The 15,103-nt window shown below is 75.3% G+C and carries 14 protein-coding genes; 10 read left to right on the top strand and 4 right to left on the bottom strand.

The genetic code is table 11. From position 1 onward, the window contains the following. Positions 1–236: 236 nt before the first annotated feature. Positions 237–905: an adenosylcobinamide amidohydrolase gene (locus tag ACIQGQ_RS25895; protein ID WP_402399708.1), complete on the top strand. Its 669-nt coding sequence runs from the start codon at positions 237–239 to the stop codon at positions 903–905. Between the two features lie 52 nt (positions 906–957). Here ACIQGQ_RS25895 and ACIQGQ_RS25900 read toward each other — a convergent pair whose 3' ends face one another. Continuing rightward, a complete protein-coding gene (locus ACIQGQ_RS25900) occupies positions 958–1,863 on the bottom strand; it encodes a SigB/SigF/SigG family RNA polymerase sigma factor (RefSeq protein WP_402399456.1) in 906 nt (301 codons plus the stop codon). A 439-nt stretch (positions 1,864–2,302) separates the two neighbouring features. Here ACIQGQ_RS25900 and ACIQGQ_RS25905 point away from each other — a divergent pair, with 439 nt between their 5' ends. The 6 genes from ACIQGQ_RS25905 (at position 2,303) to ACIQGQ_RS25930 (ending at position 7,993) form a co-directional block, all read left to right on the top strand. After that, positions 2,303–3,223: an NADP-dependent oxidoreductase gene (locus ACIQGQ_RS25905; protein ID WP_402399458.1), complete on the top strand. Its 921-nt coding sequence runs from the start codon at positions 2,303–2,305 to the stop codon at positions 3,221–3,223. Beyond that, positions 3,220–3,969, top strand: a complete 750-nt coding sequence (locus ACIQGQ_RS25910; protein WP_402399461.1) for a GNAT family N-acetyltransferase — start codon at positions 3,220–3,222, stop codon at positions 3,967–3,969. The genes ACIQGQ_RS25905 and ACIQGQ_RS25910 overlap by 4 nt, the downstream gene beginning before the upstream one ends. A 178-nt stretch (positions 3,970–4,147) precedes the next feature. Next, the gene (locus tag ACIQGQ_RS25915) at positions 4,148–5,362 is read left to right on the top strand and encodes a PP2C family protein-serine/threonine phosphatase (protein ID WP_402399464.1); all 1,215 of its coding nucleotides are present in this window, start codon (positions 4,148–4,150) and stop codon (positions 5,360–5,362) included. 89 nt (positions 5,363–5,451) lie between these two features. Then, positions 5,452–6,123 carry a TetR family transcriptional regulator gene (locus ACIQGQ_RS25920; RefSeq protein WP_402399467.1) on the top strand — a complete coding sequence of 224 codons (672 nt, stop codon included), beginning with the start codon at positions 5,452–5,454 and terminating at the stop codon, positions 6,121–6,123. Further along, a complete protein-coding gene (locus ACIQGQ_RS25925) occupies positions 6,120–6,893 on the top strand; it encodes an SDR family NAD(P)-dependent oxidoreductase (protein WP_402399470.1) in 774 nt (257 codons plus the stop codon). The genes ACIQGQ_RS25920 and ACIQGQ_RS25925 overlap by 4 nt, the downstream gene beginning before the upstream one ends. A gap of 59 nt (positions 6,894–6,952) precedes the next feature. After that, the gene (locus tag ACIQGQ_RS25930; RefSeq protein WP_402399473.1) at positions 6,953–7,993 is read left to right on the top strand and encodes an NAD(P)-dependent alcohol dehydrogenase; all 1,041 of its coding nucleotides are present in this window, start codon (positions 6,953–6,955) and stop codon (positions 7,991–7,993) included. Between the two features lie 36 nt (positions 7,994–8,029). On the opposite strand, the gene ACIQGQ_RS25935 is transcribed toward ACIQGQ_RS25930, so the two are convergent. Both ACIQGQ_RS25935 and ACIQGQ_RS25940 read right to left on the bottom strand, forming a co-directional pair. Continuing rightward, complete coding sequence (locus ACIQGQ_RS25935) at positions 8,030–8,632, bottom strand: phosphatase PAP2 family protein (RefSeq protein WP_402399476.1); 603 nt, start codon at positions 8,630–8,632, stop codon at positions 8,030–8,032. Next, entirely contained in the window at positions 8,632–9,306 is a 675-nt protein-coding gene (locus ACIQGQ_RS25940; protein WP_402399478.1) for a DedA family protein, read from the bottom strand. Before ACIQGQ_RS25940 ends, ACIQGQ_RS25935 begins: the two co-directional genes overlap by 1 nt. A gap of 254 nt (positions 9,307–9,560) precedes the next feature. Here ACIQGQ_RS25940 and ACIQGQ_RS25945 point away from each other — a divergent pair, with 254 nt between their 5' ends. Together ACIQGQ_RS25945 and ACIQGQ_RS25950 are read left to right on the top strand one after the other, a co-directional pair. Then, the gene (locus tag ACIQGQ_RS25945) at positions 9,561–9,893 is read left to right on the top strand and encodes a BlaI/MecI/CopY family transcriptional regulator (protein WP_366298135.1); all 333 of its coding nucleotides are present in this window, start codon (positions 9,561–9,563) and stop codon (positions 9,891–9,893) included. Further along, positions 9,890–10,828 carry a M56 family metallopeptidase gene (locus ACIQGQ_RS25950; RefSeq protein WP_402399481.1) on the top strand — a complete coding sequence of 313 codons (939 nt, stop codon included), beginning with the start codon at positions 9,890–9,892 and terminating at the stop codon, positions 10,826–10,828. Before ACIQGQ_RS25945 ends, ACIQGQ_RS25950 begins: the two co-directional genes overlap by 4 nt. A 21-nt stretch (positions 10,829–10,849) precedes the next feature. Here ACIQGQ_RS25950 and ACIQGQ_RS25955 read toward each other — a convergent pair whose 3' ends face one another. After that, the gene (locus ACIQGQ_RS25955) at positions 10,850–11,347 is read right to left on the bottom strand and encodes an NUDIX domain-containing protein (protein ID WP_402399483.1); all 498 of its coding nucleotides are present in this window, start codon (positions 11,345–11,347) and stop codon (positions 10,850–10,852) included. A gap of 325 nt (positions 11,348–11,672) precedes the next feature. Here ACIQGQ_RS25955 and ACIQGQ_RS25960 point away from each other — a divergent pair, with 325 nt between their 5' ends. Next, positions 11,673–15,092, top strand: coding sequence for a phosphodiester glycosidase family protein (locus ACIQGQ_RS25960; RefSeq protein ID WP_402399485.1), 3,420 nt, complete (start codon positions 11,673–11,675; stop codon positions 15,090–15,092). Positions 15,093–15,103: the final 11 nt, after the last annotated feature.

Consider the following 15,103-nt stretch of genomic DNA (forward strand, 5'->3'; position numbering starts at 1 on the left):
AACCGGCCCAGTCGCGGCCCCCGCCGCCCGCCGTCCTCCTGGTCCGCGACGGCGGCCCGCGACGGTCCTGGACACCCGGCCGATGCGTTACGCCATTCGGGTGAGGTGATGGCCGGATCCGGCTGATACACGGTGGTGGCAGGCCTCGAACGGGCGCGGGGTACCTTGGCCTCCCGCACCGGTCCGACGGCGGGGAACGTCGGCCCGCAGCCCCGCCGAGCCACCGGGAGTGTCCCATCCGTACCGTACGCAGCCTGCTGCCCGGACAGCGCGGCGAACTGCTCGCCCGGCACGAGGACGGGGCGGAGCTGCACCACCTGGTGTGGCGGCTGGGGCCGGGGTGGCGGGTCTGCGGCAGCGCGGTGCTCGGTGGCGGCATCGGGCCGCGTGAGTGGATCCTCAACGCCCAGGTGCCCGGCGGCTATCCGCGCATGGACCCCGACCGGCACCTCGCGGAGATCGCCGCCGCCGAACGGCTCACCGGCCCCGGCGCCGGGCTGATGACGGCCGCCGACGTGACCGCGTACACCGCCGCGACCGACGGCGGGGTGACCGCGACCGCCACCTGCGGACTCGGGGTGCGTGGCTGGGCCGCGGCCCCGGCCGAGGGCACCGACGGCCCGCCGCCCCCGGGCACGGTCAACATCGTCGTCATCGTCCCCGCGCCGCTCTCCGACGCCGCGCTCGTCAACGCCGTCGCCACGGCCACCGAGGCGAAGGTGCAGGCGCTCCTGGACGCGGGCCTGGACTGCTCGGGCACCCCCACGGACGCCGTCTGCGTCGCCGCCCCGGAACCGGGGGCGGGGCCCGCCGAGCCCTTCGCGGGGCCCCGCTCGCGCTGGGGCGCGCGACTCGCCAGGGCGGTGCACGCCGCCGTGCGCGAAGGCGCGCTCCGACAGCCCTGAGCGGGCCCGGCACCGCGCCGGGAAAGGACCCCGGGCGCCTGGCGGCCCCGGGTCACTCCTCCACGAGCAGCCCGCTGCGGAGCTTGCACAGGATCCGGCTGATCAGCCGCGAGACGTGCATCTGCGAGATGCCGAGCTCCGCGCCGATCAGGGACTGCGTCATCTCATGGCCGAAACGCAGGTCGATGATGCGGCGCTCGCGCTCGTCCAGACCGTCCAGCAGCGGAGCCAGCGTGTGCAGGTTCTCGACCGCCTCCAGCGCCGGGTCGGGGCCGCCCAGCACCTCCGCGAAGGTGCGTGCCGGTGCGCGGAGCCGCCCCGCGTCCGAGGCGTCGGCCGGTACGTCCAGGGAGCCCGCCGCGTACCCGTTGGCCGCGACGATGCCCTCGGTGATCTCGTCCTCGCCCAGCCCCATCCGCTCGGCCAGCTCCCGGACCGTGGGCTCCCGGTCCAGCTCGGTGAGGAGCGCCTCCTTGGCCCGGGCCAGGTCGACCCGCAGCTCCTGGAGGCGGCGCGGTACGTGCACCGCCCAGGTGGTGTCGCGGAAGAACCGTTTGATCTCCCCGGTGATGTAAGGGACCGCGAAGGAGGTGAACTCGACCTCGCGGGACAGTTCGAACCGGTCGATGGCCTTGATCAGCCCGATGGTGCCGACCTGGACGATGTCCTCCATGTCGTCGCCCCGGTTGCGGAACCGCCCCGCGGCGAACCGGACGAGCGAGAGGTTCATCTCGATCAGGGTGTTGCGTGCGTACTGATGGGCGGAGGTCCCCTCCTCCAGGGTCTGGAGGCGGTGGAAGAACAGCCGGGACAGCTCGCGGGCGTCGGCGGGGGCGACCCGGCCCGCGTCCTCGATCCACGGCAGGCCGCCGATGTCCCCGGCGGCGGCCGGGGCCGGTCCGGGACGTGCGCGCTCCGCTCGCTCCGCACCGGCGGTCCGCGCAGTGTGCGCCCTCATTCCGTCACGCTCCCCTGGTCGTAGCCCGTGAGGTGTATGCACATGCCCAGGGACGCGGCAGCCATGCGGACGGACCGGTGCCTGGCCGGGCCACGCACCCCGGGATGGCCGGGAATCGCCGTGCGCGTCGCCCCGACGCCGGGCGGGGCAGTGCGGACAGAGCAACCGCCCCACCGGTACGGGGGAGCCCGGTGGGGCGGTCGTCCTCCAGACTGCCACAGCCGGGGGGCGGTACGGGGCCGACCGGCGCATATGCGGCACTAGTTGAGTCGAAATCGACGGTCCCGGCCCGTGGCCTCCGGCCCGTGGCCTCCGGCCCCGTCGGGCACCCGCCGGACCCGGCACCTGGGAATACCGGGGCGGGCGGGAGACTTGCCGCTGCTGTGGTGGCCGGTGCGGCCGCCCAGCCCGGTGCCGTGCGGCAGCAGAGAGGAAGCCCATGCCCAAGGCGTATGTGTTCACCCGCTACGGCGGCCCCGAGACGGAGGCCCTCGCCGAACGGGACAAGCCGGTGCCCGGACCGGGCGAACTGCTTGTCGCGGTCCGGGCCGCCGGCGTCAACCCGGTCGACTGGAAACTGCGCACGGGGTACGTCAGGCCCGGCAGCGAGCCGCAGCCCTTCCCCACCGTGTTCGGCAGCGAGGCCGCCGGGGTGATCGAGGCCGTCGGTCCGGACACCGGGGGCTTCGCGGTCGGCGACGAGGTCTTCGGCAACCCGGTGACCGGCGGCTACGCCGAGTACACCCTGATTCCCGTCACCGTGGCCGCGCACAAGCCCGCCGGGCTGTCCTTCACCGACGCCGCGACGCTGCCGGTCGCGGCGGCCACCGCGTACGACGCGATCCACCAGCTGGACCTCGCGGCGGGGGCGACCCTGCTGATCACCGGTGCCGGCGGCGGGGTGGGCAGTGCCGCGATCCAGCTCGCCCGGCACCGGGGCGTCCGGGTGGTCGGCGTCGCGGGCCCGGCCAAGAAGGAGTTCGTCGAATCGCTCGGCGCGGTGCACGTCGCGTCCGGCCCCGGGCTCGCCGAGCGGGTGCGGGCGGCGGCCCCCGAAGGGGTGGACGCGGTCGTCGACCTGGTCGGCGGCGACACCCTGAGGGCCGCGGCCGCGCTGCTCGACGACCCGGCCGCCCTGATCGGCATCGGGGACAAGCAGCTCGTGGTGGAGCTCGGCGGCGCGGCCGTCCGGCGGGCCCGCGACGCGGCGGTCCTCCAAGCGCTGGCACGGCTCACCGAGGACGGCGTGCTGCGGACCCATGTCGACCGGACCTACCCGCTCACCGCGGCGGGCGACGCGCTGCGCGCCGTGGAGCAGGGCCACGCACGCGGCAAGACCGTGATCGAGGTGACCGGGTGAGGACGCCGGACGGCACGCATCCGCTGGACAACCCGGTCCGCGCCGCGCTGACCGGGCCGCACGCCCGGTTCGCCGAGCGCCGTGGCCGGATCCTGCGCTACCCGGTGGACGTGGCCCCGTGGGTCGCCCTCCCGGACGAGCCGGAGGCCCGGGACTGGGCGGACGCGGCGGCCCTGGTCGGGCCCGGCGGAGGCATCAGCATCACCGCCTTCCGCGAGCCGCCGCCGGACGACTGGGAGGTCGTCTTCGACATCGACGGCGTCCAGCTCGTCGACGCCGGGGTCGCCACCGAACCCTTCCCGGGCGCCGCGCGGCTCGGCCCCGCCGACGTACCGGAGATGCTCGCCCTGGTCGAACGGACCCGGCCGGGCCCGTTCCTGCCCCGCACCGTCGAGCTCGGCACCTACCTCGGGGTGCGGCGCGAGGGGGTGCTCGTCGCCATGGCGGGCGAGCGGATGGTCCTGCCGGGCTGGTCCGAGATCAGCGCCGTCTGCACCGACGAGTCCGTGCGCGGGCAGGGCCTGGGCACCGGACTGGTGCGTGCCGTCTCCCACGCGATCAAGGAGCGCGGCGACACGCCGTTCCTGCACGCGGCCGCCGCCAACACCAACGCCGTCCGGCTCTACGAGTCCATGGGGTTCGCGCTCCGCCGCCGTACGTCCTTCCTCGGGGCGCTGGCCCCGGACCGGCCGGCCACCGGCCCGTCGGCCCCCGACGGCGACCGCCCCGCCGCGGCCGTGCGCTGACCCCGGCCCGGGGTGTCCGGCCGGCCTCCGCCGGACACCCCGCACGGCCGGGCGGACCGGTTCTCGGGACCTTCGGCGCGGACCGGAAGGCCCTACGACTCGTGTGCCGCGCCCGGATGCCGGGTGCACTGGTAAGGAGTGCCGGCACCGGGCCGGCGGGTCCCGGGAGGAGTCGGCCGTGAGGATCGGGCTTCGACGCCTGTTCTCCGTACCCGGAGCGGTGCTCCCGGGAGCGGACGCGGGGGAGGAGGCCGTACGCGCGCCACGGGTCCGCAACCGTGTGCTGTTCGGCGTCCTGTCCCTGCTGACGGCCGTGCTCGTCCTGGTGGACGTCCAGACCGGCGGTGAGCTCCGCCTGGTGCCGCTGCTGGTGGTGGTCCCCGCCCTCGTCTCGGTCTTCGGGACGATCCGGCAGACCGCCGTCGTATCCCTCCTGATCATGCTCGTCGTCACCGGATCGCACCTGTCGACCGGCGGCTCCCGCGGGGACGTCCTCACCGGCATCGCCTTCACCGTGCTGGCCTGCTGCCTGGGCATCGGCGCCAGCGTCCTGCGCATCCGGCACGCCACCCAGATCGCCCGGCTGCGCTCCGCCGCCGTCGCCCTCCAGCGCCAGATCCTGCGCCCGCTGCCCATCCTGACCGACCAGGTCCTGGCCCACGGCATCTACACCCCGATCGAGGAGGACCGCCTGGTCGGCGGCGACATCTACGAGGTCGTCCAGTCGCCCTACGGGACCCGGGTGATCATCGGGGACGTCCAGGGCAAGGGGGTCGCCGCGATCGGGGCCGGTTTCGCCGTGCTCGGGGCCTTCCGGGAGGCGGCCATCCGCGAGCCCACCCTGACGGGCGTGGTCGACGCCCTGGAGGACGCGGTCGCCCGGCACAACATGTTCTCCGCCCAGACCGGGGAGACCGAACGCTTCGTCACCGCCCTGGTGCTCGGCTTCGACGGGGGCGACCGGGTCGAGGCCGTCAACTGCGGCCATCTGCCGCCCCGGCTGCTGCACGGGGGCGTGGCCGCGGCCGTACCGCTGCGTCACACCTCCGTGCCGCTGGGCATGGCGGAGCTCAGCCACGAGGGCAGGGTCGCCGAGCGGCTGGACTTCCCGCCCGGCGCCACGCTGCTGCTCTGCACCGACGGGGTCACCGAGGCCCGTGACGCCTCCGGCGCCTTCTACCCGCTCGACGCCCGCCTGGGCCGCTGGGCGGAGCGGGCCCCGTACGACGTGCTGACGGCCCTCGACGCCGACCTGGACTCCTTCTCCGGAGGTGTACGGCGCGACGACATCGCCGCACTCGCCCTGCGCCGGGCGGTGGCCGGCGACCCCGCCCGCGGCGGTGCGGCCGGGTACGGAGCCCGCCGGTCCGCCGAGGCGTTCGGCGGCCGGTAGGACCGGCCCGGAGCGGCGCGCCGCCCCCATTGAATGTCCCGCCGGGACTCATGTCGCGGTGGGACATTTTTTGGGTGTACGGTGCATGTATGAATCCGGAACGGAAGAGCCCGGAGCGGCGGGGCCGCAAGGCCCGCCGGACCCGGGACACGCTGGCGCAGGCCGCCTTCGAGCTGGTGCTCGACCGGGGCCTGAGGAATGTGACGGTCGAGGAGATCGCGGAACGCGCGGACGTCGACCGGCGCACCTTCAGCCGGTACTTCACGAGCAAGGAGGCCGCGGTCCTGGACTCGATCCGGGGCGACGGCGACCGGATCAACGACGCCCTGCGGGCCCGCCCGGCCGACGAGCCCCCGCTCACCGCCTACCGAAGGGCCGTGGAGGACTGGCTGGAGGACTCCGGCGTCCCGGCCTGGCACCGGCGTGAGCGGATCTTCGAGCTGGTCGTCCTCGCCGAGCGGGAGCCGACCCTCTACGCGGCGTTCCACCACATCCGGGTGGACGCGCAGGAGGACTCGGTCGCCATCCTCGCGGACCGGCTCGGCGTCGACGCCCGGGACGACCTCCGCCCCGCCGTCGCGGTCGCCGCGGGGGCCGGGGCGCTCCTCGCGGCCCAGGCGGCCTGGGCCCGCGCCGACCGGCCGGACGACCTGCCCCGACTGATCGGGCAGGCATTCGACGCCCTGGCCGGGGAGCTGCTCACGCGGCCTCCCGGCGGGCGGGCAGCACACCGCACCACCGAAGAAAGCAGAGACCGATGAGCACCACCCCCACCCCCGCCGACCAGGAGTTCATCGGCCGGACCGCCCTCGTCACCGGCGGTGCCTCCGGCATCGGCCTGGCGCTGGCCCGCAGGCTGGCCGCCGGCGGCGCCGCCGTCGTCGTCGCCGACTACGACGAGGCCGGTGCCCGCGAGGCCGCCGCCGAGCTGGCGGGCGCCGGGGCCGAGGCCGCCGCCGTGGCCCTGGACGTCACCGACCCCGCCTCGGTCGAAGCGGGCGTACGGTTCGCCGTCGACACCTTCGGCGCCCTGCACCTCGCCGTCAACAACGCGGGCATCGCCGGGCCCAGCAACCCCACCGGCGCCTACGACGTCAAGGACTGGGACCGGGTCGTCGCCACCAACCTCAGCGGCGTCTTCTACTCGATGCGCCACGAACTCCCCGCCATCGTCGATGCGGGCGGCGGCGCCATCGTGAACATGTCGTCGATCCTCGGCACCAACGGCTTCGCCGGATCGCCGGCGTACGTCGCCGCCAAGCACGGCGTGGTCGGCCTGACCAAGACGGCGGCCCTCGAATACGCGGCGCGCAACGTCCGGATCAACGCCGTGGGCCCCGGCTTCATCGACACCCCGCTGCTCCGGAACACCGACAGTGCGGCCCGCGAGCACCTGATATCGCTCCACCCGGCCGGACGCCTCGGCACGGCGGAGGAGGTCGCCGAACTGGCCGCCTTCCTGCTCTCCGACCGCGCCTCCTTCGTCCACGGCAGCTACCACCTGGTGGACGGCGGCTACTCCGCCGCCTGACCGGGCAACGGGGGCAACGGGGGTGAAGGCGAGCAGAGTACGAACGTGAGGAGAACCCCATGAAGGCCGTCCAGTACCGCACCGTGGGCGCGGCGCCCGAGGTCGTCACCGTGCCCGATCCGGAGCCCGGCCCCGGCCAGGTGCTGCTGAAGGTCACCGCCGCGGGTGTCTGCCACTCCGACATCGCCGTGATGAGCTGGCCCGCGGAGCAGATCCCGTTCCCGCTGCCGCTCACCCTCGGCCACGAGGGCGTGGGCACCGTCGCCGCGCTCGGCGACGGGGTGAGCGGGCTCGCGGTGGGCGACGCCGTCGCGGTGTACGGCCCCTGGGGCTGCGGCACCTGCGTCAAGTGTGCCGAGGGCAAGGAGAACTACTGCCTGCGGGCCAAGGAGCTCGGCATCGCCCCGCCCGGACTGGGCGCCCCCGGTGCCATGGCCGAGTACATGATCGTCGACGACCCGCGCCACCTCGTGCCGCTCGGCGGGCTCGACCCGGTGCAGGCCGTGCCGCTCACCGACGCGGGCCTGACCCCGTACCACGCGATCAAGCGCTCGCTGCCCAAGCTGGTTCCCGGCGCCACCGCCGTGGTCATCGGCACGGGCGGGCTGGGCCACGTCGCGATCCAGCTGCTGCGGGCCATGACAGCCGTACGGGTCGTCGCCCTCGACGTCTCCGAGGAGAAGCTGGCCCTGGCCCGCGAGGTCGGGGCCCATGAGACCGTCCTGTCCGACGGGGGCGCGGCGGCGAGGATCCGGGAGCTCACCGGCGGGACCGGCGCCCAGGCCGTCCTCGACTTCGTCGGGGCACCGCCCACCGTCGCCACCGCCGGGGCGGCGGCCGCGATCGACTCCGACGTCACGATCGTCGGCATCGGCGGCGGCGCGCTGCCGGTCGGCTTCGGCTCCCTGCCGTACAACACGACGGTGACCTCCCCGTACTGGGGGTCGCGCGCCGAGCTCGCCGAGGTGCTCGACCTCGCCCGTGCCGGGGCGGTCAGGGTGCACGTGGAGACGTACACCCTGGACGAGGCGCCGCTGGCGTACGAGCGGCTGCACCACGGGAAGATCAACGGTCGCGCGGTCATCCTTCCCCACGGCTGACCCGGCCGGCCGGGGCCCGTCCGCACGGGCCCCGGCTCACCGCGTGGCGACCAGCGGCCGCAGCGCGGTGCCGCGCAGCCGGAGCACCGCCGGGGCGCAGCGCCTCGCCGCGACCGTCAGCGGCCAGGCGACGGCCACCCCGGTCACCAGCGCGGCCAGCACGTCGTGCGGGTAGTGCGCGCCGACCCACACCCGGGACGCGCCCATCAGCGCGGCGGCGGTCACCGCGACCGCGCCGAGTCTGCGGTCGGCCAGCCAGATCGCCGTCGCCGCGGCCACCGCGATCGCGGTGTGGTTGCTGGGGAAGGACCAGTCGTTCAGTGGCGGGCAGGCCTCCACCGTCACGACCTGGAGGGTCCGGCAGGGGCGCTGCTCGTGGAAGGCCGACTTGACCAGCTCGTTGGCGAGGAAGGCGGCCACCACGACCAGCGGGGCGCTCAGCGCCATGGCGGTCCGCGCGGGGTCGCCGGAGCGCGAGCGCCACCAGGACACCAGCATCAGCAGGGCGAACAGGACGAGCCCGTAGTCCGACCAGAGGCGGACGGAGGCGTCCAGGGCGGCGGGGGAGCGCTGTGCCAGCTCCGTGACCCAGGTGTACAGGCCGCCGTCGAACGAGGCGGCGGTGGAGGCGAGGCGCATCAGCTGTTCTCTCCTTCCGCCCCGGCGGCGCGGCGGCTGCGGGACCGGAGCAGTTCGACGGCGAGCGGGATCAGGGAGACCACGACCACGAGGGCGACGATCGGCAGCAGGTAGCGGTCGACGTTCGGCACCGAGGAGCCCAGGGCGTAACCCGCCAGGACCAGCCCGACCGTCCAGACCACCCCGCCGGCCGCCTGCCAGAGCGTGAACACTCCGGCCGGCACGTTGAGCGCCCCGGCCAGCGGATTGAGCACCGTACGCACCACGGGGACGAAGCGGGCCAGCACGATCGCCCGCGCGTGCCCGTATCTGCCCAGCAGCTCCTCGGCGCGGGCGGCGCCCTCGTGCAGCCGCCGGGAGCGGCTGCGGGTGAGCAGGGCCCGGCCGCCCCGCCCGCCGATCCAGTACCCCGTCTGGGCGCCGAGCAGCGCGCCGGCCACGGCGGCGGCCAGGACCTGCGGCAGCGACAGGTGCACCGGGCCGTGGGCGCCCGGCACGCAGAGCAGGCCCGCGGTGAAGAGCAGGGAGTCGCCGGGCAGGAAGAAGCCGACGAGCAGCCCCGTCTCGGCGAACAGCACGACGGCGATGCCGAGCGCGCCGAACGCCGCGAGCAGCGAACCCGCGTCCAGCGGGTTCACCGCCAGCGGCACGGAGGCCAGTGAGAATCCGGACACGGTGGTGGGTCTCCCATAATGGTGAGCGGGCGGCCGACGGGACGCCCGGACTGACTACAGTGGCGTAGACGGTCTACATCACTGTAGACGCCCGATGGGGGAGGAGAGTTCCCATGTCCCAGGCGAAGGGGATACCGAACGGGGAAACAGGCCCCGGCCCGGACCGCGAACCGCCTTCCCGGCCCGCCCCGGGCACCCCCGGCCCGGCCGCCGAGAGCCCCGGCGCCGCACCGGAGCGCCGCCCTTCCGGCGAGCTGGAGTCCACGATCCTCACGGCCCTGTGGGCGGCCGGAACCCCCCTCACCCCCGGCCAGGTCCAGAGCGCGATCGGCCCCTCCCTCGCCCGCACCACCGTCACCACGATCCTGTCCCGCCTGTACGAGAAGGGCACCGTCGCCCGCAGCCGCGCCGGCCGAGGGTTCGCCTACACCCCCACCGAGGACGAGCCCGGACTGACCGCCCGCCGGATGCACAGCGAACTGCGCAAGCGCGAGGACCGGGGCACCGTCCTGGCCCGGTTCGTCTCGCAGCTCACCGACGAGGACGAGCGACTGCTCCGGGAACTGCTCGACGGGGAGGCCCCATGATCTACGCCGTCTGGATCCCGCTGCTGATGCCGTTCCTGGCGGTGCCCGCGGCCCGCCGCCTCGCCGACGCGCTGGCCCCCGCCCGCGCCGTGCTGCTGCTCACCGCGACCGGCATCGGCCTCGCCCTGTCCGGCCTCCTCGCCCTGGTACTGCTCGTGGTGCCCGGTGCGACCCGCTTCTCCGTCGTCTCCGCCCTCGGCGAGCTGGTCCGGCCGCTGGCCGGGGCCACCCCGGCCGTCGCCGTCCCCCTGGCGGCGGCCGCGCTGGCCCTGCTGCTCGGCTGCGCCGCCGCCGTCGCCCGCACCGTCCGCCGCCACTGGGCGGAGCTGGGAACCGCCGCACCGGCCGAGGGGCCGGCGGACGGCGAACTGACCGTGCTGCCCGACAGCCGCCCCGACGCCTACGCCCTCCCCGGACGCCCTGGAACCCCCGGCCGGATCGTCGTCACGACCGGAATGCTCCACGCCCTCGACCCCGCCGAACGCGAGGCGCTGCTCGCCCACGAACGCGCCCACCTCACCGGCCGCCACCACCTCTTCACCGTCGTCGCCGAGGCGGCCGCGCTCTGCCACCCCGCGCTGCGCTCCCTGCGCGCCCCCATGCGGTACGCCCTGGAGCGCTGCGCCGACGAGGCCGCGGCGTCGGCCGTCGGGGACCGGCGGATCGCCGCCCGCGCCATCGGCCGGGCCGCGCTCGCCGCCCGCACCTCCGGGAGCGCCGCGCCGACCCGCCCGAGGGCCGCGCTCGCCGCCGCGGCCGGCCCCGTACCGCGCCGGGTCGCCGCCCTGCTCGGCCGCGCCCCCGCACGGCGCCGCACGGGGCGGGCCGCGGCCGCCGTACTGCTCGCCTGCCTGGTCGTCTCCGGCGCCGCCGCGCTCGACGCGACGAACGACCTGCACAGCAGCATCGAGGCCGCCCAGGCCGGCCACCGCTGACCCGGCGGGGCCGGGCCCCGGTCAGGTCGCGGCCGGCCCCGCCGCCAGACGCTCCCGCAGCCGGTCGAGGAAGACCCGCTGCCCGGCCACGAGCCGCCCGGCCGCCTCCTCGGGCGTGCACCAGGCGAACCGGTCGACCTCCGGGAACTCCCGCTCCACCCCCGACCCCCTCGGCCACTCCATGGTGAACGTCCCGGGGACCGCCGAGGCGGCGTCGACATCGGCCTCCAGCGCCCACACCGTCACGGTCTTCCCGCCGGACTGACGGCTCTCGCCCAACGCGATCCACTGACCCTCCGGCACCGGGTGCCCGAACTCCTCCCCGAACTCGCGGCGGGCCGCCGCGGCCGGCTCCTCGTCGGGGCCGTACTCCCCCTTGGGGACCGACCACGCCGCCTGCTCCCGGCGTGCCCAGAACGGGCCGCCCATGTGCCCGACGAGCACCTCGAAACCGGTCCCGCCCGTACGGCGGAACAGCAGAAGACCCGCGCTGCGCGTGGTGCGCTCCGGTGATGGCATGCCGTCAATTCTGCGCCCCGGCCCCAACGCACCAGTGCCGGCGACACCCCCTCTCCTTGATCATCCACGCCATCGGGCCGACGCCGCCTGTTCGCCGTGAGGTTCCCGATGCCCCCTGGTGCGCCGCCCCGGCCCCGGCCATGCTGTCCGCCGGACACGCCCGCCGCCCGCACCGGGCCGCGCAACCATCGGGAATCCAGGAGGACTTGTGGGCCTTGGCACAGTCGGTACGACGAACGGACCGCGTGGGAGGGCGGCGAGACGGCCCAGGACCGCGGCCCGCCCGCTGGTGCTCCTCGCGACGGCGTCCGCCCTGACACTCGGCATGATCCAGCCCGCGCTCGCGGACCCGAACCCCGACCCGCGTCCCGGCACGGCCGCAGAGATCCTCCGCCCCGTCGCCCCGCCCCCGGCGAGCAACGCCAGGAGCGCGTCGCCCCGGGCGGTCGCGGACGGCGACGGAATCGAGACCGCGCGGGCCTCCCGCCCCCTCGCCCCCGGGATCCGGCTCGACTCCTACGACCGGCTCGAATCCGACAAGTGGCTGCGGGTCGACCAGCTCTCGGTCGATCTCGCCGGCGGCGGAGTGCGCGCCGACTACCTCTCCTCCGGCAAGGTCTCCGAACGGCACACCGTCTCCGAACTCGCCGCCCGGCACGACGCCGGTTCCGGCCGCCGGACCGTCGCCGCGATCAACGCCGACTTCTTCGACATCAACCAGACCGGGGCCCCGGAAGGCATCGGCGTCAAGGACGGGGTCCCCGTCCAGTCGCCCGCCCCCGGGATCAACCGGGCCGTCGGCATCGGCCCGGACAGCGCGGGCCGCATCCTCGACCTGTACTTCGAGGGGACGCTCACCCTGCCCTCCGGCCGCCGGCCGCTGACCGCGTACAACGCCGCGAACGTGCCGTCCGGCTCCATCGGCGCGTACACCTCCGCCTGGGGGAGCGCCGACCGCGCCCTCACCGTGGACGCCGCGAAGCCGGTCGCCGAGGCGGCGGTCCGGGACGGCAGGGTCGTCTCCGTGGCGGACGCGCCCGGATCGGGCCCCGTCCCGGACGGGACCACCTTCCTGATCGGCCGGGAGGCCTCCGCCGCCGCGATTGCCGCGCTCCGGCCCGGCGACCCGGTGTCCCTGGCCTACCGGGCCCGCACCGACTCCGGCGCCGTGCCGCGCACCGCCGTCGGCGGCCGGGAACTCCTGGTCGTCGACGGCGTCGCCCAGAACCACGAGGGCGAGGGCAACAACACCGCCGCGCCCCGCACCGCCGTCGGCTTCTCCAAGGACGGCCGGGCGATGCAGATCATCACCGTCGACGGTCGCCAGGCCGACAGCGGCGGCGTCACCCTCACCGAACTCGGCCTGATGATGCGCCGGGCCGGCTCGTACAGCGCGCTCAACCTGGACGGCGGCGGCTCCTCGACCCTGGTCGCCCGCGCCCCCGGCAGCGACGCGCTCCAGGTGGAGAACAGCCCGTCCGACGGCAGCGAGCGCACCGTCCCCAACGGCCTCGCCCTCACCGCCCCCGACGGCAGCGGACGGCTCAAGGGCTACTGGGTCCAGCCCCGCACCCCCGCCGCCACCGCACCGGGCACCGACCCCGTCAAGGGCGGCCACCCCGACCGGGTCTTCCCCGGCCTCACCCGGCGCCTCACCGCGACCGGCTACGACGAGACGTACGGCCCCGCCCAGGGCGCCCCGCGCTGGAACACCACCCGCGGCTCCGTCGGCACGGTCGACGGCCACGGGCTCTTCACCGCACGCGCCGGCGGCACCACCGAGGTACGCGCCCAGCACGGACCGGCCCGCGGCACCGCCACCCTCACCGTCCTCGACGAACTGGCCGCCATCCAGCCCACCACCCAGCGGGTCGGCCTCGCCGACGGCAAAGCCACCGGCACCTTCGGCATCGTCGGGCTCGACGCCCACGGCACCAGCGCCCCCGTCGAGCCGCGCGACGTCACGCTCGACTACGACCGCGCGCTCTTCGACATCCGCGACGACGGGCAGGGCTCGTTCACCGTCGCCTCGCGCACCGGCTCCGGCGCCGGGCTGGTCACCGCCACCGTCGCGGGCACCACCACCGTCCTCGCCGTCAGCGTCGGCCTCACCGAGCAGGCCGTCTCCTCCTTCGACGACGCCGCGTCCTGGAAGTTCAGCCAGGCACGGGCCGAAGGCTCGCTGACCGCCACCCCCGACGGCCGCACCGGCACCGGTCTGAAGCTCGACTACGACTTCACCCTCTCCACCGCCACCCGCGCCGCCTACGCCGCCCCGCCCCGGCCGGTCGCCGTGCCCGGCCAGCCCCAGTCGTTCAAGCTGTGGATCAAGGGCGACGGCAACGGCGCCTGGCCGACCCTGCACCTCAAGGACGCGGCCGGCTCCGACCAGCTGCTGCGCGGCCCGTACGTCACCTGGACCGGCTGGCGGCAGGTCACCTTCGACGTGCCGCCGGGCACCGCCATGCCGCTCTCCGTCTCCCGCTTCTACCTCGCGGAGACCGCGGCCGCCAAGCAGTACACCGGCGGGATCGTCATCGACGAACTCACCGCCCAGGTGCCGCCCACCGTCGAGCTGCCCGAACAGGCCGCCCCCGCCGATCCGCTGATCGACCCGGCCGCCGTGACCGGCCGCCGGGACTGGAAGTTCGCCGTGATGTCCGACGCCCAGTTCGTCGCCCGCGAACCGGACAGCGCCCTCGTCGCCCAGGCCCGGCGCACCCTGCGAGAGATCAGGGCGGCCGCCCCGGACTTCCTGGTGATCGCCGGGGACTTCGTCGACGAGGGCTCGCCCGCCGATCTGGCCTTCGCCCACCGGATCCTCGACGAGGAGCTGGGGGACGCGCTGCCCTGGTACTACGTGCCCGGCAACCACGAGGTGATGGGCGGCCGGATCGACAACTTCGTCCAGGAGTTCGGACCCGCCCAGCGCACCTTCGACCACAAGGGCACCCGCTTCGTCACCCTCGACACCTCCAGCCTCAGCCTGCGCGGCGGCGGCTTCGCCCAGATCCGGCAGCTCCGCGCCCAGCTGGACGCGGCGGCCGAGGACCGCGGCGTCGACTCGCTGATGCTGATCCAGCACGTCCCGCCGCGCGACCCGACCGTGCAGAAGGGCAGCCAGCTCGGCGACCGCAAGGAGGCCGCCCTGATCGAGCAGTGGCTCGCCGACTTCCGCCGCACCACGGGCAAGGGCGCGGCCTTCATCGGCGGCCACGTGGGGGTCTTCAACGCCTCGCACGTCGACGGAGTCCCCTATCTGGTCAACGGGAACTCCGGCAAGGCGCCGGCCGGACCCGCCGCCGACGGCGGCTTCACCGGCTGGTCGCTGGTGGGCGCCGACCGCGTAGGACCGGGCGAACAGGCCGCGGCACGGCAGCGGCCGTGGCAGGGCGGACCCGACTGGGTCTCCGTCCAGACCCGCGCGCACGTCGACGCGGTACGGATCGACGCACCGCCGGTGCTCCGCGCCGGAAGCCGTACGAAGGTCACCGCGACCGTCACCCAGGGCAGCCGCGAGGTCCCGGTCGGCTTCCCGCTGGCGGCGGACTGGACCGGATCCCCGAACGTCCTCATCGGGGACGCGAAACGACCGGGGCCCCACCGCACGGCCGTCCTCGACCCGGCCACCGGAACCCTCACCGCGCTCCGGCCGGGCACCGTCACCCTCGCCGTGACGGTGAACGGCACGACCGAACGGGTACGGATCAGGATCGTCGCGGCCGCCGCCGCGAACGCCGCCTGACGCCATGGGAC

This window comes from Streptomyces sp. NPDC092952 (genome assembly GCF_044754785.1).
In the GTDB taxonomy this organism is placed as follows: domain Bacteria; phylum Actinomycetota; class Actinomycetes; order Streptomycetales; family Streptomycetaceae; genus Streptomyces.

Bases quoted from the DNA above. Each gene is read 5' to 3' on its own strand.
- ACIQGQ_RS25900 (WP_402399456.1), bottom strand. From the start codon at position 1,863: ATGAGGGCGCACACTGCGCGGACCGCCGGTGCGGAGCGAGCGGAGCGC.
- ACIQGQ_RS25905 (WP_402399458.1), top strand. From the start codon at position 2,303: ATGCCCAAGGCGTATGTGTTCACCCGCTACGGCGGCCCCGAGACGGAG.
- ACIQGQ_RS25920 (WP_402399467.1), top strand. From the start codon at position 5,452: ATGAATCCGGAACGGAAGAGCCCGGAGCGGCGGGGCCGCAAGGCCCGC.
- ACIQGQ_RS25925 (WP_402399470.1), top strand. From the start codon at position 6,120: ATGAGCACCACCCCCACCCCCGCCGACCAGGAGTTCATCGGCCGGACC.
- ACIQGQ_RS25930 (WP_402399473.1), top strand. From the start codon at position 6,953: ATGAAGGCCGTCCAGTACCGCACCGTGGGCGCGGCGCCCGAGGTCGTC.
- ACIQGQ_RS25935 (WP_402399476.1), bottom strand. From the start codon at position 8,632: ATGCGCCTCGCCTCCACCGCCGCCTCGTTCGACGGCGGCCTGTACACC.
- ACIQGQ_RS25950 (WP_402399481.1), top strand. From the start codon at position 9,890: ATGATCTACGCCGTCTGGATCCCGCTGCTGATGCCGTTCCTGGCGGTG.
- ACIQGQ_RS25955 (WP_402399483.1), bottom strand. From the start codon at position 11,347: ATGCCATCACCGGAGCGCACCACGCGCAGCGCGGGTCTTCTGCTGTTC.
- ACIQGQ_RS25960 (WP_402399485.1), top strand. From the start codon at position 11,673: ATGATCCAGCCCGCGCTCGCGGACCCGAACCCCGACCCGCGTCCCGGC.